We start from the raw sequence: 19,026 nt of genomic DNA on the forward strand, positions 1-19,026 counted from the left end.
CTAACTCTCACTGTTTACACAGGTCACGACCGTTATCGCCTGGGCGAAACCGGTTGATTATGGCTATGAAATCTCCTGCGTCACATCCGCGCCCAGCGCCTGCATGCGCTCGGCGAGATATGAGTGACCGCGGTCGATGAGATAACCGGACTCGATCACCGTTTCACCTTCGGCGGCGAGACCTGCGAGAACGAGCGCGATTCCGGAACGGAGGTCATGCGCGGTCACCTGGGTGCCACGCAGCGGAGTCGCGCCGCGCACGACCGCGCTGTTCTCCTTGACCTCGATGTCGGCGCCCATCTTGTTGAGTTCGGTGGCCAGTGCGAAACGGCCGTCGAAAATGCGTTCGTGAATGTAACTGGCGCCGTCGGCCAGGCAGGCCACCGCCATGATCGGCGACTGGAGGTCGGTGGCGAAGCCGGGGTAGGTGTCGGTGATCACGTTGATCGGGCGGAGCGGGCGGTCCCGGCGCACGTGCAGCACCGCGCCGTGGTCGGCGAACTCCACGCCCATCTGCTCCAGCTTGTAGCGCACCACGCCGAGGTGGTCGAGGTCGGCGCCGACCAGGTTGACCTCGCCGCCGGTCATGGCCGCCGCCATGGCGAACACGCCGGCGTCGAGCCGGTCGGGCATCACGGTGTGCTCGACGGCGTGCAGCTCGTCCACGCCCTCCACGGTGATGAACCCGGTGCCCCCGCCGCTGATCTTCGCGCCCATCCGGGTCAGCATGTCGATGACGTCGAGGACCTCGGGCTCCAGCGCCGCGTTCTCGATCACGGTGGTGCCGCGCGCCAGGGCGGCCGCCATGATGAGGTTCTCGGTGCCGGTGTGCGAGGGCGTGTCCAGGTACAGGGTCGCCCCGGTGAATCCGGCGGCCTTGACGTGGATGACGGCGTCGCCCTCGTTGACCACGGCGCCCAGGCGCTTGTAGCCCAGGTAGTGGAAGTCGAGGTTGCGGCTGCCGAGGTTGCAGCCGCCGACGCCTTCGATGATCGCCTCGCCCAGGCGGTGCAGCAGGGCCGGGACGAACAGCACCGAGCCGCGGAAGCGACGGGCGATCTCCGCGGGCAGCACCGGGCTGTTCAGCCCGGAGGCGTCGATCACCAGGGTGCGCTCCTTCTCGTGGAGCTCGACCCTGGCGCCGATGGCCTCGGCCAGTTCCACCGCGCGACGGACGTCCTCGATGATGGGGACGTTGCGCAGTACCGTGCGGCCCTTGGCCGCCAGCAGCGCCGCGCCGATCATCGGCAGGACGGCGTTCTTCGCACCTTGGATGAAGGCGGTTCCGCGAAGTGCGTTGCCACCGCGCACGCGGTAACGGACCATACGTCAGGCTCCTTGAAGATGGAGAGATGTGACTCGTACGACGGCGACGGCAACGTGAGCGTCGGCCCAAACCTGAATGGGGCCAACAGTAGCCGTTACGCATCCCCGAACTTGGTACTTCGGGGACCAACTACCCCGCGAAGGACTGACCAGTCAGTTTCTCATATGCCTCTACGTATCGGTCCCGGGTGCGCTCGACGACCTCGTCGGGGAGCGGCGGCGGGGCCTCGCCGGAGGCGCGGTCCCACCCGGAGGCGGGGGAGGTGAGCCAGTCCCGGACGTACTGCTTGTCGAAGGAGGGCTGCTGGCGGCCGGGCTCCCACTGGTCCAGGGGCCAGAAGCGGGAGGAGTCGGGGGTCAGCACCTCGTCGCCCAGGGTCAGCACGCCGTCGGCGTCCCAGCCCAGCTCGATCTTCGTGTCGGCCAGGATGATGCCCCGCTCCAGCGCGATCTCCGCGCCGCGCCGGTAGACCGCCAGCGTGATCCGGCGCAGCTCCCCGGCCGTCTCGGCGCCGACCTCCTGCACGACCCGCTCGAAGCTGATCGGCTCGTCGTGCTCGCCGACGGGCGCCTTGGTGGAGGGGGTGAAGATCGGTTCGGCGAGCCGGGACCCGTCCACCAGGCCGGGCTCCAGCCGTACGCCGGAGACCTCGCCGTCACGGCGGTAGTCGGTCAGCCCCGAGCCGGTCAGATAGCCCCGCGCCACGCACTCCACCGGGACCATGCGCAGCGGCCTGCACAGCACGCTGCGTCCGTCGGGGCCCGCGCTCACCACGTGGTCGGGCACGATGTCGGCCAGCTGCTCGAACCACCACAGCGACAGCTTGGTGAGGATCGTGCCCTTGTCCGGGATGTCGGGGGTCAGGATGTGGTCGAAGGCCGAGATGCGGTCCGAGGCGACCATCAGCAGCAGGCCGTCGTCGGTCTGGTAGAGGTCCCGGACCTTGCCGGAGTGCACGTGCTTCACGGGCCAAGTGTGACAGGAGGGCCGCGGTCCTCCGCAGGACGGGGGCCCGCCGGAGTGGCGCCGGCGGGCCCGGTCGTGTCCTGTGTCGTGTCCTGTGCCGGGTCTACAGGGCCTGGAAGGCGATGTCGGTGCGGTGGTGGGAGCCGCGCAGCCGGATGCGGCCCACGGCCGCGTAGGCGGCGGCGCGGGCCGCGGCCACGTCGGGACCGGTGCCGACCACGCTGAGGACCCGGCCGCCGCCGGAGACGATCCGGTCGCCGTCGAAGGCGGTCCCGGCGTGCAGCACGTAGGCGCCCTCGACCTCGTCGGCCTCGTCCAGACCCTCGATCACGTCGCCCTTGACCGGGTCGGCCGGGTAGTTCTCGGCGGCGACCACCACGGTCACCGCCGCGCCGTCGCGGTAGGAGATCGGCCCGAACCCGCCGAGCGTCCCGGTGGCGCAGGCCAGCAGGAGCCCGGCGAGCGGGGTCTGGAGCCGGTCCAGCACGACCTGGGTCTCGGGGTCGCCGAAGCGGGCGTTGAACTCGATGACCTTCGGGCCCTTGGAGGTCAGGGCCAGGCCCACGTAGAGCACCCCGGTGTACGGCGTGCCGCGCCGGGCCAGCTCGGTCACCGTCGGGATGACGGTCTCGGCCATGACCTGATCGGTCAGGCCGTCGGGGGCCCAGGGCAGCGGCGTGTAGGCGCCCATGCCGCCGGTGTTGGGCCCCTGGTCGCCGTCGTAGGCGCGCTTGTGGTCCTGGGCGGGCTGGAGCGGCACGGCCGTGGTCCCGTCGCAGAGCGCGAACAGCGACACCTCGGGGCCGTCGAGGAACTCCTCGATGACGACCCGCTCACAGGCCGCGGCGTGCCGCAGCGCCTCGTCGCGGTCGTCGGTGACCACCACGCCCTTGCCGGCCGCCAGGCCGTCGTCCTTGACGACGTACGGCGTGCCGAACTCCTCCAGCGCGGCGGCGGCCTCCCCGGGGGTGGTGCAGGTGCGCGAGCGCGCGGTCGGCACGCCCGCGGCGACCATGACGTCCTTGGCGAACGCCTTGGAGCCCTCGACCTGCGCGGCCTGCGCCGACGGCCCGAAGCAGGGCACGCCGGCCTGCCTGACCGCGTCGGCGACCCCGGCCACCAGCGGCGCCTCGGGGCCGACCACGACGAGGTCCGCCTCCAGCTCCCGGGCCAGGCCGGCGACAGCCGCCGGATCGGTCGCGGTCACCGGGTGCAGGGTCGCCACCCGCGCGATCCCGGCGTTTCCGGGAGCACAGTGGACTTCGGTGACCTGGGGGTCCGCCGCCAGAGACCGGCACAGGGCATGCTCACGCCCGCCGGATCCAATCACAAGAACGCGCACGCGGAGAGCCTATCGGCCCCGGCCCGGCCGGACCGTCCACAGCCTGTGGACAGAACCCCGCGAAACGCCCCGTGGGCATCCGGGCCCGGGACACCCGGCGGCGGGATGCCCGATTACGCGAGTTCTCCTCCGGAGCCCGGAGTAGTCTGGGAGAGTCCCCCGACGTTCTGTGACCGAGCTCTGTGGTAGATTCGGACGGCTTTGCGTGCCTACAGCTGATTGGAGGTGGTTTGGGATGTCCTCTGGCGATCCCAGCAGTACGTGCTCGCGCACGCTGCCTGTGCGCACTCTCAACCACTTCTCCATATCGGTGCCCGATCGGCCCCGCGCGCATTCATGTTCGAACTGAGGTGACATCACGTCGTGCGCGGGAAATGCCGGATCGGGCGGGAAGGCATGACATGCGCTCCTCGCTCCTGTTTCCCCGTATCAAGCACGCACGTGCTGTCCGCGCCCCGCACGGCCCCGCGACCCCGGTCCGTGACCGGCTGAACGGCACCTGCGTGCCGCCGAGCGACTCCCTCGTCGAGTACGCCGCCTACGTCGGCGGCAAGAAGATCAAGGCCCTGGGCATCCCCGACGCCCTGGAGCTCGTCCGCGCCCACAACGCCACCAAGGAGAAGGCCGACGGCTTCGTCTGGGTCGGCCTGCACGAGCCCGACGCCCCCGAGGTCGAGTGGCTGGCGGAGGTCTTCGACCTCCATCCGCTCGCCGTCGAGGACGCCGTCAAGGCTCACCAGCGCCCCAAGGTGGAGCGTTACGACGACTCGCTCTTCGTGGTCCTGAAGACCATCGCCTACCTGGAGCACCAGGAGCTGACCGCGACCAGCGAGATCATCGGCACGGGCGAGATCATGGCGTTCGTCGGCCCCGACTTCGTGGTGACCGTGCGGCACGGGCGCTACTGCCCGCTGTCGGAGGTGCGCGAGCGCCTGGAGGACAAGCCCAAGCTCCTCAACCGCGGCCCGACCGGCGTGCTGCACGCCATCGCCGACCACGTCGTCGACCGCTACCTGCACGTGGCCGACGAGATGCAGGCCGAGCTGGAGGAGGTGGAGGCCATGGTCTTCGCCGACGTCAGCGCCCGCGACATCAGCCGCATCTACAACCTCAAGCGCGAGATGATCGAGATGAAGCGGGCCGTCACCCCGCTGCAGTCGCCGCTGTCCTCGCTGAGCCAGCGCCGGATGATCCCCTCCGACATGCGCGAGTACTTCCGCGACGTCGTCGACCACCTCGCCCGCGTCTGCGAGCAGGTCGAGTCGTCCAACGAACTGTGCAACTCCGTGCTGCAGGCGGCGCTCGCCCGCTCCAACGCCCTCGCCAACGAGGACATGCGGAAGATCTCCTCCTGGGTCGCCATAATGGCCGTCCCCACGATGATCGCCGGGATCTACGGCATGAACTTTGAGCACATGCCGGAGCTGGACGCCGTCTACGGCTATCCGGTCGTGATCGCCGTCATGGTGCTCGTCTGCTCGCTGCTCTACCGGGGCTTCCGCCGCAACGGCTGGCTGTAGCCCCGCCGGGCGTCCTAGACCGCGGCGGTGCGCCGGGCGGTGACCGGGGCGGGCGGTGTGAGGCCGCGCTCGGTCCACAGGGTGCGCATCCGGTCGGGATAGTCGGTGACGATCCCGGCCACGCCCAGGTCGGCCAGCTCCGCGGCCCTGCCGGTCGCGTTGACCGTCCAGGGGACCACCGGGAGCCCGGCGGCCGCGGCCTGTCGCATGAAGTGCTCGTCCACCATCACGTGCTCGGGCGAGACCGTGGTGCCCCCGGCCGCCGCCGCGGCGGCCGGGACGTCGCCGCCGAAGTCGGCCAGCTCCAGGCCGTCCAGCCAGACGCTGTCGAGGGTGTCCAGCTCGATCAGCGCGTAGCGCTGCGTGGCGGGGACCAGCTCCCGCGCGATCCGCAGGATGCGCCAGTCGAAGCTGAGGATCGCCGCGCGGCCGAGCCGGTGGTGCCGGTCGAGCTCGGCGACCACCATCTCGGTGAGCTCGCGCGGGTCGGCGGACAGGTCGGGCCGCGTCGGGTCGGACTTCAGCTCCACGTGCAGCCGCACGCCGTCGGCGCCGTAGGCGTCCACCAGGCCGAGCACGGCGCCCAGCGTGGGCATCCGGGTGTCCGGGACCGGGACCTGGGTGGCGGCGAAGCGGTCCTCGGGATGCTGCGGCAGCCGTACGCCGCAGTCGAGGGTGCGCAGCTGCGCCAGGGTGAGCGAGCCGATCGGGCGGCCCACGTAGGGGAAGAGCGGGTCGCCGCGGAAGGCCGGGCGGACGTCGGCGCTGGTCACCGCGGACACGGTGAGGTCGTGGGTGAGCACCAGGCGCCGGTCGGCCGTCATGGCGACGTCGAACTCCAGCGCGTCGACGCCCACCTCGAGAGCGTGGGCCAGACCGGGCAGCGTGTTCTCCGGCCGGAGCCCGCGGGCTCCCCGGTGACCGTGAATCTCGACATGCACACAGGGACTTTACCGACCCTGCGTGCGAATCCCCCGGTACGGCTCGCGCCTGATCGATCGGGATATGAGCCGTACCGGGGTGGATCTCAGATCAGCGGGCGGAGCTGGAGGGTCTCGGTGCGGCCGGGACCGACGCCGATGGCGGAGATCGGGGCGCCGCTCATCTCCTCCAGGGCCTTGACGTAGGCCCGGGCGTTGGCGGGCAGGTCCTCGAAGGACTTGGCGCCGGAGATGTCCTCCTGCCAGCCGGGGAACTCCTCGTAGATCGGCGTGGCGTGGTGGAAGTCCGTCTGCGTCATCGGGATCTCGTCGTGGCGCACGCCGTCGACCTCGTAGGCGACGCAGACCGGGATCCTCTCCAGGCCGGACAGCACGTCCAGCTTGGTGAGGAAGAAGTCGGTGACGCCGTTGATCCGGGTGGCGTAGCGGGCGATGACCGCGTCGAACCAGCCGCAGCGGCGGTTGCGGCCGGTGGTCACGCCGTACTCGCCGCCGGTGGTGCGCAGCCACTCGCCCATCTCGTTGTCGAGCTCGGTCGGGAACGGGCCGGAGCCGACGCGCGTGGTGTAGGCCTTGAGGATGCCGATCACCCGGGTCAGCCGGGTCGGCGGGATGCCGGCGCCGGAGCAGGCGCCGCCCGAGGTGGGCGAGGAGGAGGTGACGAACGGGTAGGTGCCGTGGTCGATGTCGAGCAGGTTGCCCTGGCCGCCCTCCAGCAGCACGACCTTGCCCTCGTCCAGCGCCCGGCTCAGGATCAGCGAGGTGTCGGCGATGTGCGGCTTGAGGCGCTCGGCGTAGCCGAGGTACTCCTCCAGCACCTGGGCCGGGTCGAGCCCGCGCCGGTTGTAGATCTTGGTGAGGATCTGGTTCTTCTCGTTGAGGGCGACCTCGATCTTCTTCTGCAGGATGCCCGGGTCGAGCAGGTCCTGGACCCGCACGCCCATCCGGTAGATCTTGTCGCCGTAGGCCGGGCCGATGCCCCGGCCGGTCGTGCCGATCCGCGCCTTGCCGAGGTAGCGCTCGCTCACCTTGTCGATGGCCTTGTGGTGAGGCATGATCAGGTGCGCGTTGGCCGAGATCAGCAGTCGCTCGGAGGAGACCCCGCGGGCCTCCAGCCCCTCGATCTCGCTCAGCAGCACGCCGGGGTCGACGACGACGCCGTTGCCGATGACCGGGATGACGTTCGGCGACAGCACTCCCGTCGGCAGGAGGTGCAGGGCGTACTTCTGGTCGCCGATGACGACCGTGTGGCCCGCGTTGTTCCCGCCCTGGTATCTGACGACGTAGTCAACCTGGTCGCCGAGCAGGTCGGTGGCCTTACCCTTGCCCTCGTCGCCCCACTGGGCGCCGAAGAGAACGACAGCCGGCATCGTTGTTCTCCCACTGAAAAACGAAAACCCCTGACGCAATCGCGACAGGGGCTCTTGCGAGGAGAGAATACCCGACGAGGTCGGAAATGGGGATCTCCCACCTCGCGGAGGGAGATCCCGCGCGTCAGCGGCCGCTCAGCTCGTCGTACGCCTCGGGGCTGGAATCCTTCAGGAACTGCGTGCAGCGCTCGGCCTCGTCCTTCTCGCCGATGGCCTGGGCGGCACGCGCCAGCGCGTTCAGGCAGCGCAGGAACCCGCGGTTGGGCTCGTGCTCCCAGGGGATCGGGCCGTGGCCCTTCCACCCGGCGCGGCGCAGCTGGTCCAGGCCGCGGTGATAGCCGGTGCGGGCGAACGCGTACGACGTCACCGCGTGGCCCGCGGCGAAGTACTCGTCGGCGAGCGCGCCCCACGCGGCTGAGTAGGAGGGAAAGCGCGCGGCGACGTCGGAGGCCTGGGCGCCGCTCTCCATGGCCTCCCTGGCCTCGGCCATGTCCGGCAGGTGGGTGGGCGGAGGTCCGGCGAGGAGGTTCTCGTGCGATTCCATACTCATGTCCTATCTGGTGCACCTGGGTCGGCCAAGGCCGGCCCCCGGAGAGTGCCCGGGGACCGGCGCGTCGCGCGCGGACGCGGCTCGGGTGAGCCTGGTGCCCGCGGACGTGGATCAGGTGAGCTTGGTGCCCGCGGACTTCAGGTGCCGGCACGCCTCCACGATGCGGGCCGCCATGGACGTCTCGGCGGCCTTGCCGTACGAGCGCGGGTCGTAGGCCTTCTTGTTGCCCACTTCCCCGTCCACCTTGAGCACGCCGTCGTAGTTGCCGAACATGTGCGCGGCGATCGGGCGGGTGAAGGCGTACTGGGTGTCGGTGTCGATGTTCATCTTGACCACGCCGTAGGAGATCGCCTCGTGGATCTCCTCCAGCAGCGAGCCGGACCCGCCGTGGAAGACCAGGTCGAACGGCTTCTCCTTGCCGTACTTGGCGCCGACGGCGTCCTGGATCTCCTTGAGCACGCTCGGGCGGAGCTTGACGTGGCCGGGCTTGTAGACGCCGTGCACGTTGCCGAAGGTCGCGGCGAGCATGTAACGGCCCTTGTCGCCGACGCCCACGGCCTCGGCGGTCGCCAGGGCGTCCTCGGCGGTGGTGTAGAGCTTCTCGTTGATCTCGCCGACGACGCCGTCCTCCTCGCCGCCGACGACGCCGATCTCCATCTCCATGATGATCCTCGCGCGGGCGCACTTCTCGATGAGCTCCTGCGCGATCTGGAGGTTCTCCTCCAGCGGCACGGCGGAGCCGTCCCACATGTGCGACTGGAACAGCGGGTCCTGCCCCTTGGCCACCCGCTCCAGGGAGATGTCGATCAGCGGGCGCATGAAGCCGTCCAGCTTGTCCTTGGGACAGTGGTCGGTGTGCAACGCGACCGTCACGGGGTACTTCGCCGCGACGACACGGGCGTACTCCGCCAGCGCCGTCGCACCGATCACCATGTCCTTCACCGTGCTGCCCGACAGGTACTCGGCGCCACCGGTGGAAACCTGGATGATGCCGTCGCTTTCCGCCTCGGCGAAACCACGCAGCGCGGCGTTCAAGGTCTGGGACGAGGTCACGTTGATCGCCGGATAGGCGAAACCGCCCGCCTTGGCGCGGTCGAGCATCTCAGCGTAGATCTCTGGGGTAGCGATAGGCATCGGGTTCATCTCCCTGGAGACGGCGGGCTCGGATCGGAGGACCTGGCCGGGGCCCGGCCCTCCCGGGTCAGTATTCCTGTTTCCCCTTCCCGCGGGTAGGTTCGCCGCGGCTTCGCGCCAAGCGAACGCTCTTCGCCGCCGGGCCCCGTCCGGCCCGCATCCGGTCGGCGCTCCTACCACACGTGGCGGGTCAGTCGTGAGATTCCTTCACCTACCGCTAACCTCCACTGTGTGGGACGCCACAGGTCTGACCCGATGGGCATCGCCCGCCTGGCACTGGCCGTGTCAGGGGCGCTGGCGCTGCTGTCCATGATCGTGCTCGGAATCCTCTCCCTGGCCGGCGCGCTCGACGCGGACTCCGCACCGGCCTCCTCCTCGCCCGCCCCCGTGGCCGCGTCCTCCTCCATCGCCTCCGGCCAGGCGCCCACGGTGCTCGTCGAGTGCCTGCAGGAGCGCTGCCCCACGGTCTTCCTGAAGGTCGCGGGCGGAGACGTCCTGCTCAACAGGGAGATGGCCCGCGGCGAGCAGATCCAGTCCTTCGACGAGAAGGTGGACGTCGTGCTGACCGACTCGTCGTCCGTCCGCGTCCAGGTGAACGGGCAGGCCCGCATCCCCGGGGAGGCCGGGGAGCGCCAGGAGTTCACCGCCACCAGGCAGTAGCGGCCGTCGGGCGACGAGGCGCCCGCCCGGGACCGCGGCGGTCCCGGGCGTGTCGCGACGGTTCGAGACCCGGGACCGGGAGTTCGGGACCGGGACTTCGGGACCGGGACTTCGGGACCGGAGTCTCAGGCCAGGCCCAGGTCCTTCAGGTCGTAGGCGGTCCGGTACGGCAGGCCGGCCTCGGCGATGGCCGCGGCGGCCCCCCGGTCCACGATCGTGGCCACCGCCACGACCTCGGCGCCCGCCTCGCGCAGCGCCTGCACCGCGGTCAGCGGGGACCCGCCGGTGGTGGAGGTGTCCTCGACCGCCAGCACCCGGCGCCCGGCGACGTCCGGCCCCTCGATGCGGCGCTGCATGCCGTGCGCCTTCTGCGACTTGCGGACCACGAAGGCGTCCAGCGCGCGGCCCCGGGCCGCCGCGGCGTGCAGCATGGCCGTCGCGACCGGGTCGGCTCCCAGGGTCAGGCCGCCCACGGCGTCGTAGCCGAGGTCCTCGGTGAGATCCAGCATGACCCGGCCCACCAGCGGCGCCGCCGTCCCGTCAAGGGTGATCCGGCGCAGGTCGATGTAGAAGTCCGCCTCCTTGCCGGAGGACAGGACGACCTTCCCGTGCACCACGCCCTTGCTCTTGATCTCGGCCAGCAGGTTCTCACGATCACTCATGGCACCAAGCGTAGGGCCGCCCCGCCCGCGGCCTCCCGGTGGCCGGTGCCGGTCCGCGCCGGGTAAAGCGCAGTACCCGGTTTAGCAACGGAGGGAAGTGCGGAATGAACCGGGGCGGCAACGCTGAGTAATCGTGAGGTCACAATGAGTATGGATGCGTCCCAAAGCGACGCCGAGCTGCTCGCCGCCATCCGGGGCGGGAACGCGGCGGCCTACGTCGGCCTCTACGAGAGGCACGCGGCGGCGGCGCGGACGCTGGCCCGCCAGCTCGTTCTGAGCCCGGCCGTGTCGGAGGACGTCGTGGCGGAGACGTTCACCAGGATCCTCGACCTGATCAGGCGGGGCGGCGGGCCCGATGAGGCGTTCCGCCCCTACCTGCTGAGCGCGCTGCGCCGTACGGTCTACGAACGCGGCCGGACCGACACCGGGCACGGCGGCGGCACGGAGATCGAGCTGTTCGATCCCGGAGTGCCCTTCGTGGACCCCGCGCTGACCGGTCTGGAGCGCTCGCTGGTGGCCAGGGCCTTCCTGTCGCTGCCCGAGCGCTGGCAGCTCGTCCTGTGGCACACCGAGGTCGAGCGGGCCAGGGCCGCCGAGGTCGCCCTGCTGCTCGGCCTGCCGGTCGACAGCGTGGAGGCCCTCGCCTACCAGGCGCTCGAAGGGATGCGCCAGGCGTGCCTGCGCACCCACATGGCCGAGACGCCCCGGCAGGGCTGCCGTTCGGTGGTGGCCAAGATGGGCGCCTACGTGCGCGGCGGCCTGACCAAGCGGGAGAGCCGGACGGTCGACCGGCACGTCGAGGGGTGTGCCGACTGCCGCGTGATCTTCATGGAGCTGTCCGACGTCAGCCAGGGCCTGCGCGTCATCGTCGGCCCCCTCATCGCCGGTTCGGTCCTGGGCGGTTACCTGGCGGCGCTGGGCAAGGCCGACCACACGGGCGGCTTCCTCGGCGGGGTGATCGGCTGGGGACGGGAGCCCGGCAGGGGCCGGCAGGCCGCCGCGGTCTGCGGCGCCGTCGTCGCGCTCGCCATGGCGGTCGTACTCGTGCTGATCACGGTGGCCGACCCGGCGGTCCTCACCCGCTCCCGGTCGTCGACCCCGATACCGGCCCCGATCGTGGCGCAGCCCGAATCCGGCTCCGCCGAACCTCCCGCCCCTCCACAGAAGACCGGGGCACAGGAGACGAGACCCACGGAAGCAGCGCCATCGGGGACAGGGCCATCGGGGACAGGGCCATCGGGAGCAGAACCGTCGGGGACGCCGCCGCAGCCGACCGCGTCCGCGACCGCGTCCCCGCCGATCCGGTGGCGGTCCAGGGTCGGGCTCCCGCCGCTGCCGCCCTCCTCACCCGCACCGCTCCTGCCCGCCCCGCCCGCGCCGCTCCTGCTCGCCGGCCTCGACACGCTCGGCGCGCTGGTCAGGTCCGAGTCGGGCATGCTGGCGGTACGGCTGCGCAACGCGGGCACGGCGGGCAGCGCGCCGCTCGTGGCGTGGATCGGCCTGCCGTCCGGGGTGACGATGGCGCCGGTCGTCCGCCGTGCGCACGCCACCGTCTCCGGCGGGGCCGTCGGCACGGTCGACGGCTGGTCGTGCCGGGCCGTGCGGACGGGCGCCCGCTGCGCCCGCGGCCCGCTGGGCCCCGGCCGCTCCACCACGGTCTTCCTGCGGGTGCTGGTCTCCTCGCGGGCCAGGGAGGGCGCCGTCCCCTCGGTGCGGATCACCGGCGCGGGCAGGGTGATCACGGCCACCGCGGCGAGCGGCGTGCGCTCCGCCGGGGCCCCGGCGCGCTTCGCCGCCGACGGCCGGGTGACCACCGCCGCGATCGGCAACACCCTGGTGGCGCCCAGGTCCTCCTCCGTGATCCGGGCCCAGGCGCAGGCGACCGCCGACCTGACCTGCGGAGACGTTCCGGGGGAGGGCGGTGACGAGGCTCCCGGGGCTCCCAGGGCTCAGCGGCCCGCAGCCGGGCCGCAGCCCCTCGACCGGGACGGGGACCCGACGACGAGGAGTTCGAGCGCGGCGCGGCTGGCGCTGCCCCGGCGCAGCCGGATCGTCTGGGCGGGTCTGTACTGGTCGTCGGGCGCGCCCGCCGGGCCGGTCAAGTTCAAGGTCCCCGGGGCGCAGGAGTACACGCGGATCAGGGCCGCCCGGACGCTGGAGCAGGACCTGCCGGAGGGCCGGGCCTACCAGTCCTTCGCCGACGTGACCCGGCTGGTGCGCGGGCTGCGCGGGCGCTACTGGGTGGCCGACGTTCCGGCGGGCTCCGGTGCCGTCCGGCACGCGGGCTGGAGCCTGGTGGTCGTCGCGGCCGACCCGCGCCGGCCGTACGGCCGGGCCGTGGTGGTAGACACCTTCACCGCGGTCGGCCGGGGCAGGCCCGCGCGGATCCCGCTCGACGGGCTCGTCGCCTCCCCCGTGCCCGCGCGGGTGGACCTGGTGGCGTGGGGCGGCGAGGCCGGGGTGCGGGGAGACCGGGTGAGGGTGGGCCGCGGCGTCCCGCTCCGCCCCGAGAGCGGCGGCCGGGAGCCGGGTGACGTCTTCGACGGCTCCGCCACCGGGGCGCTCGGGACGGTCCTGACCTCGGGTGTGGACGTCGACGGTTTCCGGGTTGCACTGGGCCGCAGACCGGTGCTCAGAGTGAGCGGCGGACGCGACGCGATCCTGTTCGGAGTGGCCGTCGTCAACGTGCAGGCCCGTTCGTAATGAACGGTCTCAGGAACGGGACAAACTGGTACGGTCTGCGTAAACGCTCCGGCAGATGGTCGGGCGAGGGGCGAATCGTCGGGATTCACCTTCGGACGATCAGTTGCTTGATTACCCTGAGAAAGGGCCGCCTGTCCGGTCTCTCGGGGCGCTTTCAGGCTTGTCTGAGACGTACGGTCGGGCCACGTAGGAAGGGCGGTGTCGCGTGGATCGCTGCGCGCTGTTCGTGGACGCTGGCTACCTTCTGGCCGACGGCGCGATGGCTGCACACGGGACCCGCCACCGTGAGGCGGTCTCCTGGGACTATCCGGGCCTGATCCAGCTGCTCACCGACCTGTCCAGGGAGCGCACCGGCCTGCCGCTGCTGCGCTGCTACTGGTACGAGGCGACCGTCGAGGGCCGGCACACCGCCGAGCACGACACGCTGGCCGACATCCCCGGCCTCAAGCTCCGCCTGTCGCGCATCCGCCCGGGCCGCAGGGAGGGCGTGGACGCCCAGGTCCACCGCGACCTGATGACGCTGGCCCGCAACAACGCGATCTGCGACGCGGTCGTGGTCAGCGGTGACGAGGACCTGACCCAGGTCGTCTGCGATGCCCAGGACCTCGGCATCCGGATCACCGTGGTGCACATCGGCGCCGACGGCGGCTGGGCCGTCTCCCGCTCGCTCCGCCAGGAGTGCGACGACCTCATCGAGATCGGCGGCGGCCACCTGCGGCCGTACGTCACTCTGCGCACCGGCGTCGCAGAGCTCCCCGCCCTGTCCAACGGCACCTCCTCCAGCAACGGCCACCAGTCCACCGGCGCCACCCCCTCCCTCAACAGCGGCCAGTCGTCCCTCAACGGCCCCGCCCCGTTCGGCAACGGTCCCTCCCTCAGCGGCCCGGCCCCGCTCGGCAACAGTCCCTCCCTCGGCCCGAGCCGCGGCTCCACCGGCCCCACCCCCCTCGGCACCGGCACCGGCCTGCCGTCGGGCAACGGCGTCCCCGGCGGCGCCTCCACCCCACCGGACCAGCCCTCCCGCCCGTCCCAGCCCGCGCTGCCCGTCTACCCGAGCTACGCGCAGGAGTCCCCGACCACCTCGCCCTCACCCGCGGTCTCCACCTCCGCCTCTCCTCCCGCGGCCCCCGCGAGCCCGCAGTACGCCTCTGGCAACACCGGCAGCATGCCGGCCTACCAGGCCGTCGGCCCCTACACCGGCCCCCAGCCGGCCCCCGTCCCGGTCCAGAGCGCCTCCACGAGCAACACGACCACCCTGGCGGAGGCGGTGAAGGCCGCCCACACCGAAGGCCACGACTTCGGCGAGTCCGTCGCCAAGGACGCCCCCGCCCTGTGGCTCGAAGCCGTCCTGGCCCGCAAACCCCGCATGCCCTCCGACCTCGAAGCCCGCCTCCTCCAGGGCTCCTCCCTCCCCATCGACTTCCTCCTCCACGACGAAGTCCGCCACGCCCTCCGCCGCGGCTTCTGGGACGCCCTGGAACAGGCCCGCCGCTAGCGCCGGGTACGGCGCAGGTCCAGCTCCAAAAACACCGGCGCCGGTACGGCGAGACGGCGGACGGCGGTGCTCGGCGCCGTTCTGTACGGCGGGCAGGCCGGGGTGAGCGGTGACGGGGGTGGGTGTTCGGTAGCGGGGCGCGTGCTGGGGGCATGGTCGTGCACCGCCGTACCCACGCGGGCCGTATGGGGTGGATCTTTCCCGGACGACCGGAGTGCGGTGCCCCAACGTCCTGGCGGGCGGGACCGCACGGGATGGAAGATCCGGCGTGGGGAACCGGCGTGGGGGCGAACGCGTTGGGCGGACAGGAGGTGATCATCGTGCCTGTCGCTCGATCAGTCACCGAGGAGACCCGGAGATCCAGCGGGCTCTCCGTGATCGCTCTGCTCGGCAGTGGGGTCGTTCTCGTCCTCTGAGAGGAGCGGAGGTCACGCTCCCCGGACGCGGAAACGAGGATTCGCCGGTGGACGTCCTGGTGGTCACCCGCGATGACGGACGCTACCGGTTGAGCTTCCACCGCAGGCATGGGGAGGCGGCGGCCCTGGTGAGCTCGGCCGGTCAGGCGGATCCCGGCGCCCCCTCACCTTGCGGAGCACACGCATCGTCCCACCACAGGCGCAAGAGCGCTGCTACTCCTCGCCGACATCGTTTCCCGCGCTGAACGATCGCTGTCGCACCTGACCGACAAACGATGTCGTTACCCGCCTACGTAGCCAAGCTACGGTGATCAGCCCTGAGCTCCTTCCCGTCAGCATGGCCGCAAGGCAACGGCGAGCACCCCTGAACGGCCCCGCATTCCCGCTTCAGCCACCCGCAGAACACCGGTCGTCCGGTAAAGGTCCGCCCCATACGGCCCGCATGGGTACGGCGGTGCACGAGGAGTGCGGAGCGGGCGGGTGTGCAGGCCGGCGTAGGAGAAGGACCGCACCCCGCGCGCCCGGGCAGGCCGGAGGCCTGACGGACGAGACAGCAACTGAGACGGCCGGCCGGAACACCCGCCCGCACAGCACGACCATGCCCCCAGCACGCGCCCCGCTACCGAACACCCACCCCCGTCACCGCTCACCCCGGCCTGCCCGCCGTACAGAACGGCGCCGAGCACCGCCGTCCGGCGTCTCGCCGTACCGGCGCCGGTGTTTTGGAGCTGGACCGGCGCCGACCCCGGAGTCAGGCGTGTCAGCTCAGGGCGTCGAAGCCGGAGCGGAGGTGGCTGATGCGGTCGGTGAGGTCGGACAGGGGGCCGGTGAGGGCGGGGTCGTTGGTTTTGGCGGCTACTTCGCGGACGCGGGTGAGCTCGGTTTCGACGGCGCTCAGGCGGCGGGAGAGTTCGGGGAGCACGGCGGCCTGGTCGGCGGCCTTGCCGGGAGGGAGTTCGGTGGTGAGGCGTTCGCGGAGCATGGAGGCCTGTTCGGCCAGGCGGCGGTTCATGTTGTAGAGCTCGACGAACACCGAGACCTTGGCCCGCAGGACCCAGGGGTCGAACGGCTTGGTCAGGTAGTCGACGGCGCCGGCGGCGTAACTGCGGAAGGCGTAGTCGGGGGCGCTGTCGACCACGGTCAGGAAGATGATCGGGATGTTGCGCGTGCGTTCACGGCGCTTGATGTGGGACGCGGTCTCGAACCCGTCCATGCCGGGCATGCGCACGTCGAGCAGGATCAGCGCGAACTCGTTGCTGAGCAACGCCTTGAGCGCCTCCTCCCCCGACCGGGCGCGGACCGGCACCAGGTCGAGGGAGCTGAGGATGGCCTCAAGGGCGATCAGGTTCTCCTCCCGGTCGTCGACCAGGAGAATCTTGGCTCTGTCGGGCATCGATCACGCCCCTTCGTGCGAGTCGCTGGTGGCCCGCCCGCGAGCGAGCCAGCCGCGCAGCCGTTCCAGCAGGCGGTCGACGTCGACGGGCTTGGGCACATAGTCCGAAGCGCCGGAAGCGATGCTTTTCTCCCGGTCTCCCTGCATGACCTTAGCGGTAAGCGCGATGATCGGCAGGTCGGCGAACTGCGGCATCTGACGGATCGCGGACGTGGTGGCCCAGCCGTCCATCTCCGGCATCATGATGTCCATCAGGACCAGCGAGACGTCCTCGTTGCGTTCGAGCTGTTCGATGCCCTCGCGCCCGTTCTCGGCGAAGACCACCGTGGCCCCGTGCCGTTCCAGCACGCTGGTCAGCGCGAAGACGTTGCGGATGTCGTCGTCGACGATCAGGATCTTGGATCCGCCGAGCGGGTCGTCGCCGGTCCAGGTCTGGCTGCCGTTCTCCGGCAGGTGCGGGAGCGGCAGAGCGGCCAGCTCGGTCTCCGGCATCGGGATCTCCGGCAGGTCGGTCACGGTCTCCGGGCCGCCGACGATGATCTGGTCGGGGGACTCGCCGATGCTCGGTGTGGCGGCTCCGCCGTCGCGGGCGGCCAGCGGGCCTCCGTAGGACGGCGGGAGGTACAGGGTGAAGGTGCTGCCCCTGCCCACCTCGCTGATCACGTGGATCTCACCGCCGAGCAGGCGGGCGATCTCGCGGCAGATGGACAGGCCCAGGCCGGTCCCGCCGTACTTGCGGCTGGTCGTGCCGTCGGCCTGCCGGAACGCCTCGAAGATGACCTCCAGCTTGTCGGCCGCGATGCCGATGCCGGTGTCCACCACCTCGAAGGCCAGGATGCCGCTGGCCTCGCGCAGGGTCTCGTCCACGAACGCCACGTCGGGCTGGGCGTGGATCACGCGGAGCCGTACCTCGCCGTTGGGGGTGAACTTGATCGCGTTGGAGAGCAGGTTGCGCAGCACCTGCTGCAGGCGCTGCTCGTCGGTGCGCAGCTCCTGCGGGACCGACGGGTCCACCTGGACCGCGAACGACAGGCCCTTGTCCTGGGCCAGCGGGGCGAAGGTGGACTCGAGGTAGTCGACGAGCTTGGGCAGGGAGATCTGCTGCGGGTGGATGTCCATCCGCCCGGCCTCGACCTTGGACAGGTCGAGGATGTCGTTGATGAGCTGGAGCAGCGCGGAACCGGCGCCGTGGATGGTCCTGGCGAACTCGACCTGCTGGGCGGTGAGGTTGCCCTCGGTGTTCTCGGTCAGCAGTTTGGCCAGCACCAGCAGGCTGTTGAGCGGGGTGCGCAGCTCGTGCGACATGTTGGCGAGGAACTCGGACTTGTAGCGCGAGGAGATCGCGAGCTGCTCCGCGCGCTCCTCCAGGGTCCGGCGGGCCTGTTCGATCTGGAAGTTCTGGATCTCGATGGCCCGGTTCTGCTTGGCCAGCAGCGCGGCCTTGTCCTCCAGCTCGGCGTTGGAGCGGCGCAACTCCTCCTGCTGGCGCTGGAGCTCGTCGGAGCGTTCCCGCAGCTCGGTGGTCAGGCGCTGCGACTCGGTGAGCAGGTCCTCGGTCCGGGAGTTGGCGATGATCGTGTTCATCGTGACGCCGATGGTCTCGACGAGCTGGGTCAGCAGGTCGTGGTGGATCTCGCTGAACTCCTCGAACGAGGCCAGCTCCAGGACGCCGAGCACCTGGGACTCGAACAGGATCGGCATGACGACGATCTGCGCCGGGACCGAGCTGCTCAGGCCGCTGTCCACGGTGAGATAGCGGGCCGGGACGTTGCCCAGGAGGATCCGCCTGCCCTCCATGGCGGCCTGGCCGACGATGCCCTCGCCGGTGGCGAAGCGCTGGCGGGGGCCGATGCCGGGGCGGGTGCCGTACCCGGCGATGAGGTGGAGGTCGTGGTCGCCGGTGGGCTCGGCGAGGTAGAAGGCGCCGTAGTTCGCCGAGACCAGCGGGGTCAGCTCGCTCATGATGAGCTTGGCGACCTCCATCAGGTCGCGGTGGCCCTGCATGAGCCGGGAGATCCGGGCCAGGTTGGACTTCAGCCAGTCCTGCTCCTGGTTGGCCGTGGTGGTGGCGCGCAGTACGGACACCATCGTGTTGATGTTGTCCTTGAGCTCGCCGATCTCGCCCTCGGCGTCGACGCTGATCGAGCGGGTCAGGTCGCCCTGGGCGACGGCGGTGGTGACCTCGGCGATCGCGCGCACCTGGGTGGTGAGGCGGCCGGCGAGCTCGTTCACGCTCTCGGTGAGGCGCTTCCAGATGCCCTCGGCGCCCTCCACCCGGGCCTGGCCGCCGAGCTTGCCCTCGGAGCCCACCTCGCGGGCCACGCGGGTGACCTCCGCGGCGAAGCTGGACAGCTGGTCGACCATGGTGTTGATGGTGGTCTTCAGCTCCAGGATCTCGCCCTGCGCGTTCACGTCGATCTTGCGGGTGAGGTTTCCGCGCGCGACCGCGGTGGTGACCTCGGCGATGTTGCGGACCTGGGTGGTCAGGTTGTTGGCCATGACGTTGACGTTGTCGGTGAGGTCCTTCCAGACCCCGGAGACCCCGCG

At 71.0% G+C, this 19,026-nt stretch carries 14 protein-coding genes and 1 pseudogene; 4 read left to right on the forward strand and 11 right to left on the reverse strand.

Going from position 1 to position 19,026, the window contains the following annotated elements:
* Positions 1-63: 63 nt before the first annotated feature.
* The 3 genes from murA to purD form a co-directional block, all read right to left on the reverse strand.
* Positions 64-1,326: a UDP-N-acetylglucosamine 1-carboxyvinyltransferase gene (gene murA, locus Psi01_RS22995; RefSeq protein ID WP_204066134.1), complete on the reverse strand. Its 1,263-nt coding sequence runs from the start codon at positions 1,324-1,326 to the stop codon at positions 64-66.
* Between the two features lie 130 nt (positions 1,327-1,456).
* A complete protein-coding gene (locus Psi01_RS23000) occupies positions 1,457-2,293 on the reverse strand; it encodes a phosphoribosylaminoimidazolesuccinocarboxamide synthase (RefSeq protein WP_204066135.1) in 837 nt (278 codons plus the stop codon).
* Positions 2,294-2,396: 103 nt separating this feature from the next.
* Entirely contained in the window at positions 2,397-3,635 is a 1,239-nt protein-coding gene (gene purD, locus Psi01_RS23005) for a phosphoribosylamine--glycine ligase (protein WP_204066136.1), read from the reverse strand.
* A 401-nt stretch (positions 3,636-4,036) separates the two neighbouring features.
* On the opposite strand from purD, the gene corA reads away from it, so the two are divergent.
* Positions 4,037-5,155 carry a magnesium/cobalt transporter CorA gene (corA, locus tag Psi01_RS23010; RefSeq protein ID WP_204066137.1) on the forward strand — a complete coding sequence of 373 codons (1,119 nt, stop codon included), beginning with the start codon at positions 4,037-4,039 and terminating at the stop codon, positions 5,153-5,155.
* Between the two features lie 14 nt (positions 5,156-5,169).
* Here the strand turns inward: corA and Psi01_RS23015 are convergent, their stop codons facing one another.
* The 4 genes from Psi01_RS23015 to fbaA all read right to left on the reverse strand — a co-directional run bounded on the left by Psi01_RS23015 (position 5,170) and on the right by fbaA (position 9,150).
* Complete coding sequence (locus Psi01_RS23015) at positions 5,170-6,096, reverse strand: glycerophosphodiester phosphodiesterase family protein (RefSeq protein ID WP_204066138.1); 927 nt, start codon at positions 6,094-6,096, stop codon at positions 5,170-5,172.
* Between the two features lie 86 nt (positions 6,097-6,182).
* A complete protein-coding gene (locus tag Psi01_RS23020) occupies positions 6,183-7,466 on the reverse strand; it encodes an adenylosuccinate synthase (protein WP_204066139.1) in 1,284 nt (427 codons plus the stop codon).
* Between the two features lie 124 nt (positions 7,467-7,590).
* Entirely contained in the window at positions 7,591-8,010 is a 420-nt protein-coding gene (locus Psi01_RS23025; RefSeq protein ID WP_204066140.1) for a DUF3151 domain-containing protein, read from the reverse strand.
* 117 nt (positions 8,011-8,127) lie between these two features.
* Entirely contained in the window at positions 8,128-9,150 is a 1,023-nt protein-coding gene (fbaA, locus tag Psi01_RS23030; protein WP_204066141.1) for a class II fructose-bisphosphate aldolase, read from the reverse strand.
* A gap of 231 nt (positions 9,151-9,381) precedes the next feature.
* On the opposite strand from fbaA, the gene Psi01_RS23035 reads away from it, so the two are divergent.
* Complete coding sequence (locus tag Psi01_RS23035) at positions 9,382-9,810, forward strand: hypothetical protein (RefSeq protein ID WP_204066142.1); 429 nt, start codon at positions 9,382-9,384, stop codon at positions 9,808-9,810.
* Between the two features lie 125 nt (positions 9,811-9,935).
* Here Psi01_RS23035 and pyrE read toward each other — a convergent pair whose 3' ends face one another.
* On the reverse strand, positions 9,936-10,472 hold the full coding sequence (gene pyrE / locus Psi01_RS23040) for an orotate phosphoribosyltransferase (protein WP_204066143.1): 537 nt from the start codon (positions 10,470-10,472) through the stop codon (positions 9,936-9,938).
* Positions 10,473-10,622: 150 nt separating this feature from the next.
* On the opposite strand from pyrE, the gene Psi01_RS23045 reads away from it, so the two are divergent.
* Both Psi01_RS23045 and Psi01_RS23050 read left to right on the forward strand, forming a co-directional pair.
* Entirely contained in the window at positions 10,623-13,175 is a 2,553-nt protein-coding gene (locus Psi01_RS23045) for a zf-HC2 domain-containing protein (RefSeq protein ID WP_204066144.1), read from the forward strand.
* A gap of 205 nt (positions 13,176-13,380) precedes the next feature.
* Positions 13,381-14,670, forward strand: coding sequence for an NYN domain-containing protein (locus Psi01_RS23050; protein ID WP_204066145.1), 1,290 nt, complete (start codon positions 13,381-13,383; stop codon positions 14,668-14,670).
* A gap of 1,176 nt (positions 14,671-15,846) precedes the next feature.
* On the opposite strand, the gene Psi01_RS23055 is transcribed toward Psi01_RS23050, so the two are convergent.
* The 3 genes and pseudogenes from Psi01_RS23055 to Psi01_RS23060 all read right to left on the reverse strand — a co-directional run.
* Complete coding sequence (locus Psi01_RS23055) at positions 15,847-16,479, reverse strand: response regulator (RefSeq protein WP_204066146.1); 633 nt, start codon at positions 16,477-16,479, stop codon at positions 15,847-15,849.
* A 3-nt stretch (positions 16,480-16,482) separates the two neighbouring features.
* On the reverse strand, positions 16,483-16,875 hold the full coding sequence (locus tag Psi01_RS44725) for a response regulator (protein WP_444980721.1): 393 nt from the start codon (positions 16,873-16,875) through the stop codon (positions 16,483-16,485).
* 276 nt (positions 16,876-17,151) lie between these two features.
* Positions 17,152-18,978: pseudogene (locus tag Psi01_RS23060) on the reverse strand (ATP-binding protein); the annotation flags it as partial.
* Positions 18,979-19,026: the final 48 nt, after the last annotated feature.

The organism is Paraplanobispora siamensis, assembly GCF_016863175.1.
GTDB classification, from domain to species: domain Bacteria; phylum Actinomycetota; class Actinomycetes; order Streptosporangiales; family Streptosporangiaceae; genus Planobispora; species Planobispora siamensis.

What these genes read in the sequence shown, in the direction of transcription:
- Psi01_RS23025 (WP_204066140.1), bottom strand. Translation starts at nt 8,010, where the DNA reads ATGGAATCGCACGAGAACCTCCTCGCCGGACCTCCGCCCACCCACCTG.
- murA (WP_204066134.1), bottom strand. Translation starts at nt 1,326, where the DNA reads ATGGTCCGTTACCGCGTGCGCGGTGGCAACGCACTTCGCGGAACCGCC.
- Psi01_RS23020 (WP_204066139.1), bottom strand. Translation starts at nt 7,466, where the DNA reads ATGCCGGCTGTCGTTCTCTTCGGCGCCCAGTGGGGCGACGAGGGCAAG.
- pyrE (WP_204066143.1), bottom strand. Translation starts at nt 10,472, where the DNA reads ATGAGTGATCGTGAGAACCTGCTGGCCGAGATCAAGAGCAAGGGCGTG.
- fbaA (WP_204066141.1), bottom strand. Translation starts at nt 9,150, where the DNA reads ATGCCTATCGCTACCCCAGAGATCTACGCTGAGATGCTCGACCGCGCC.
- corA (WP_204066137.1), top strand. Translation starts at nt 4,037, where the DNA reads ATGCGCTCCTCGCTCCTGTTTCCCCGTATCAAGCACGCACGTGCTGTC.
- Psi01_RS23045 (WP_204066144.1), top strand. Translation starts at nt 10,623, where the DNA reads ATGGATGCGTCCCAAAGCGACGCCGAGCTGCTCGCCGCCATCCGGGGC.
- Psi01_RS23055 (WP_204066146.1), bottom strand. Translation starts at nt 16,479, where the DNA reads ATGCCCGACAGAGCCAAGATTCTCCTGGTCGACGACCGGGAGGAGAAC.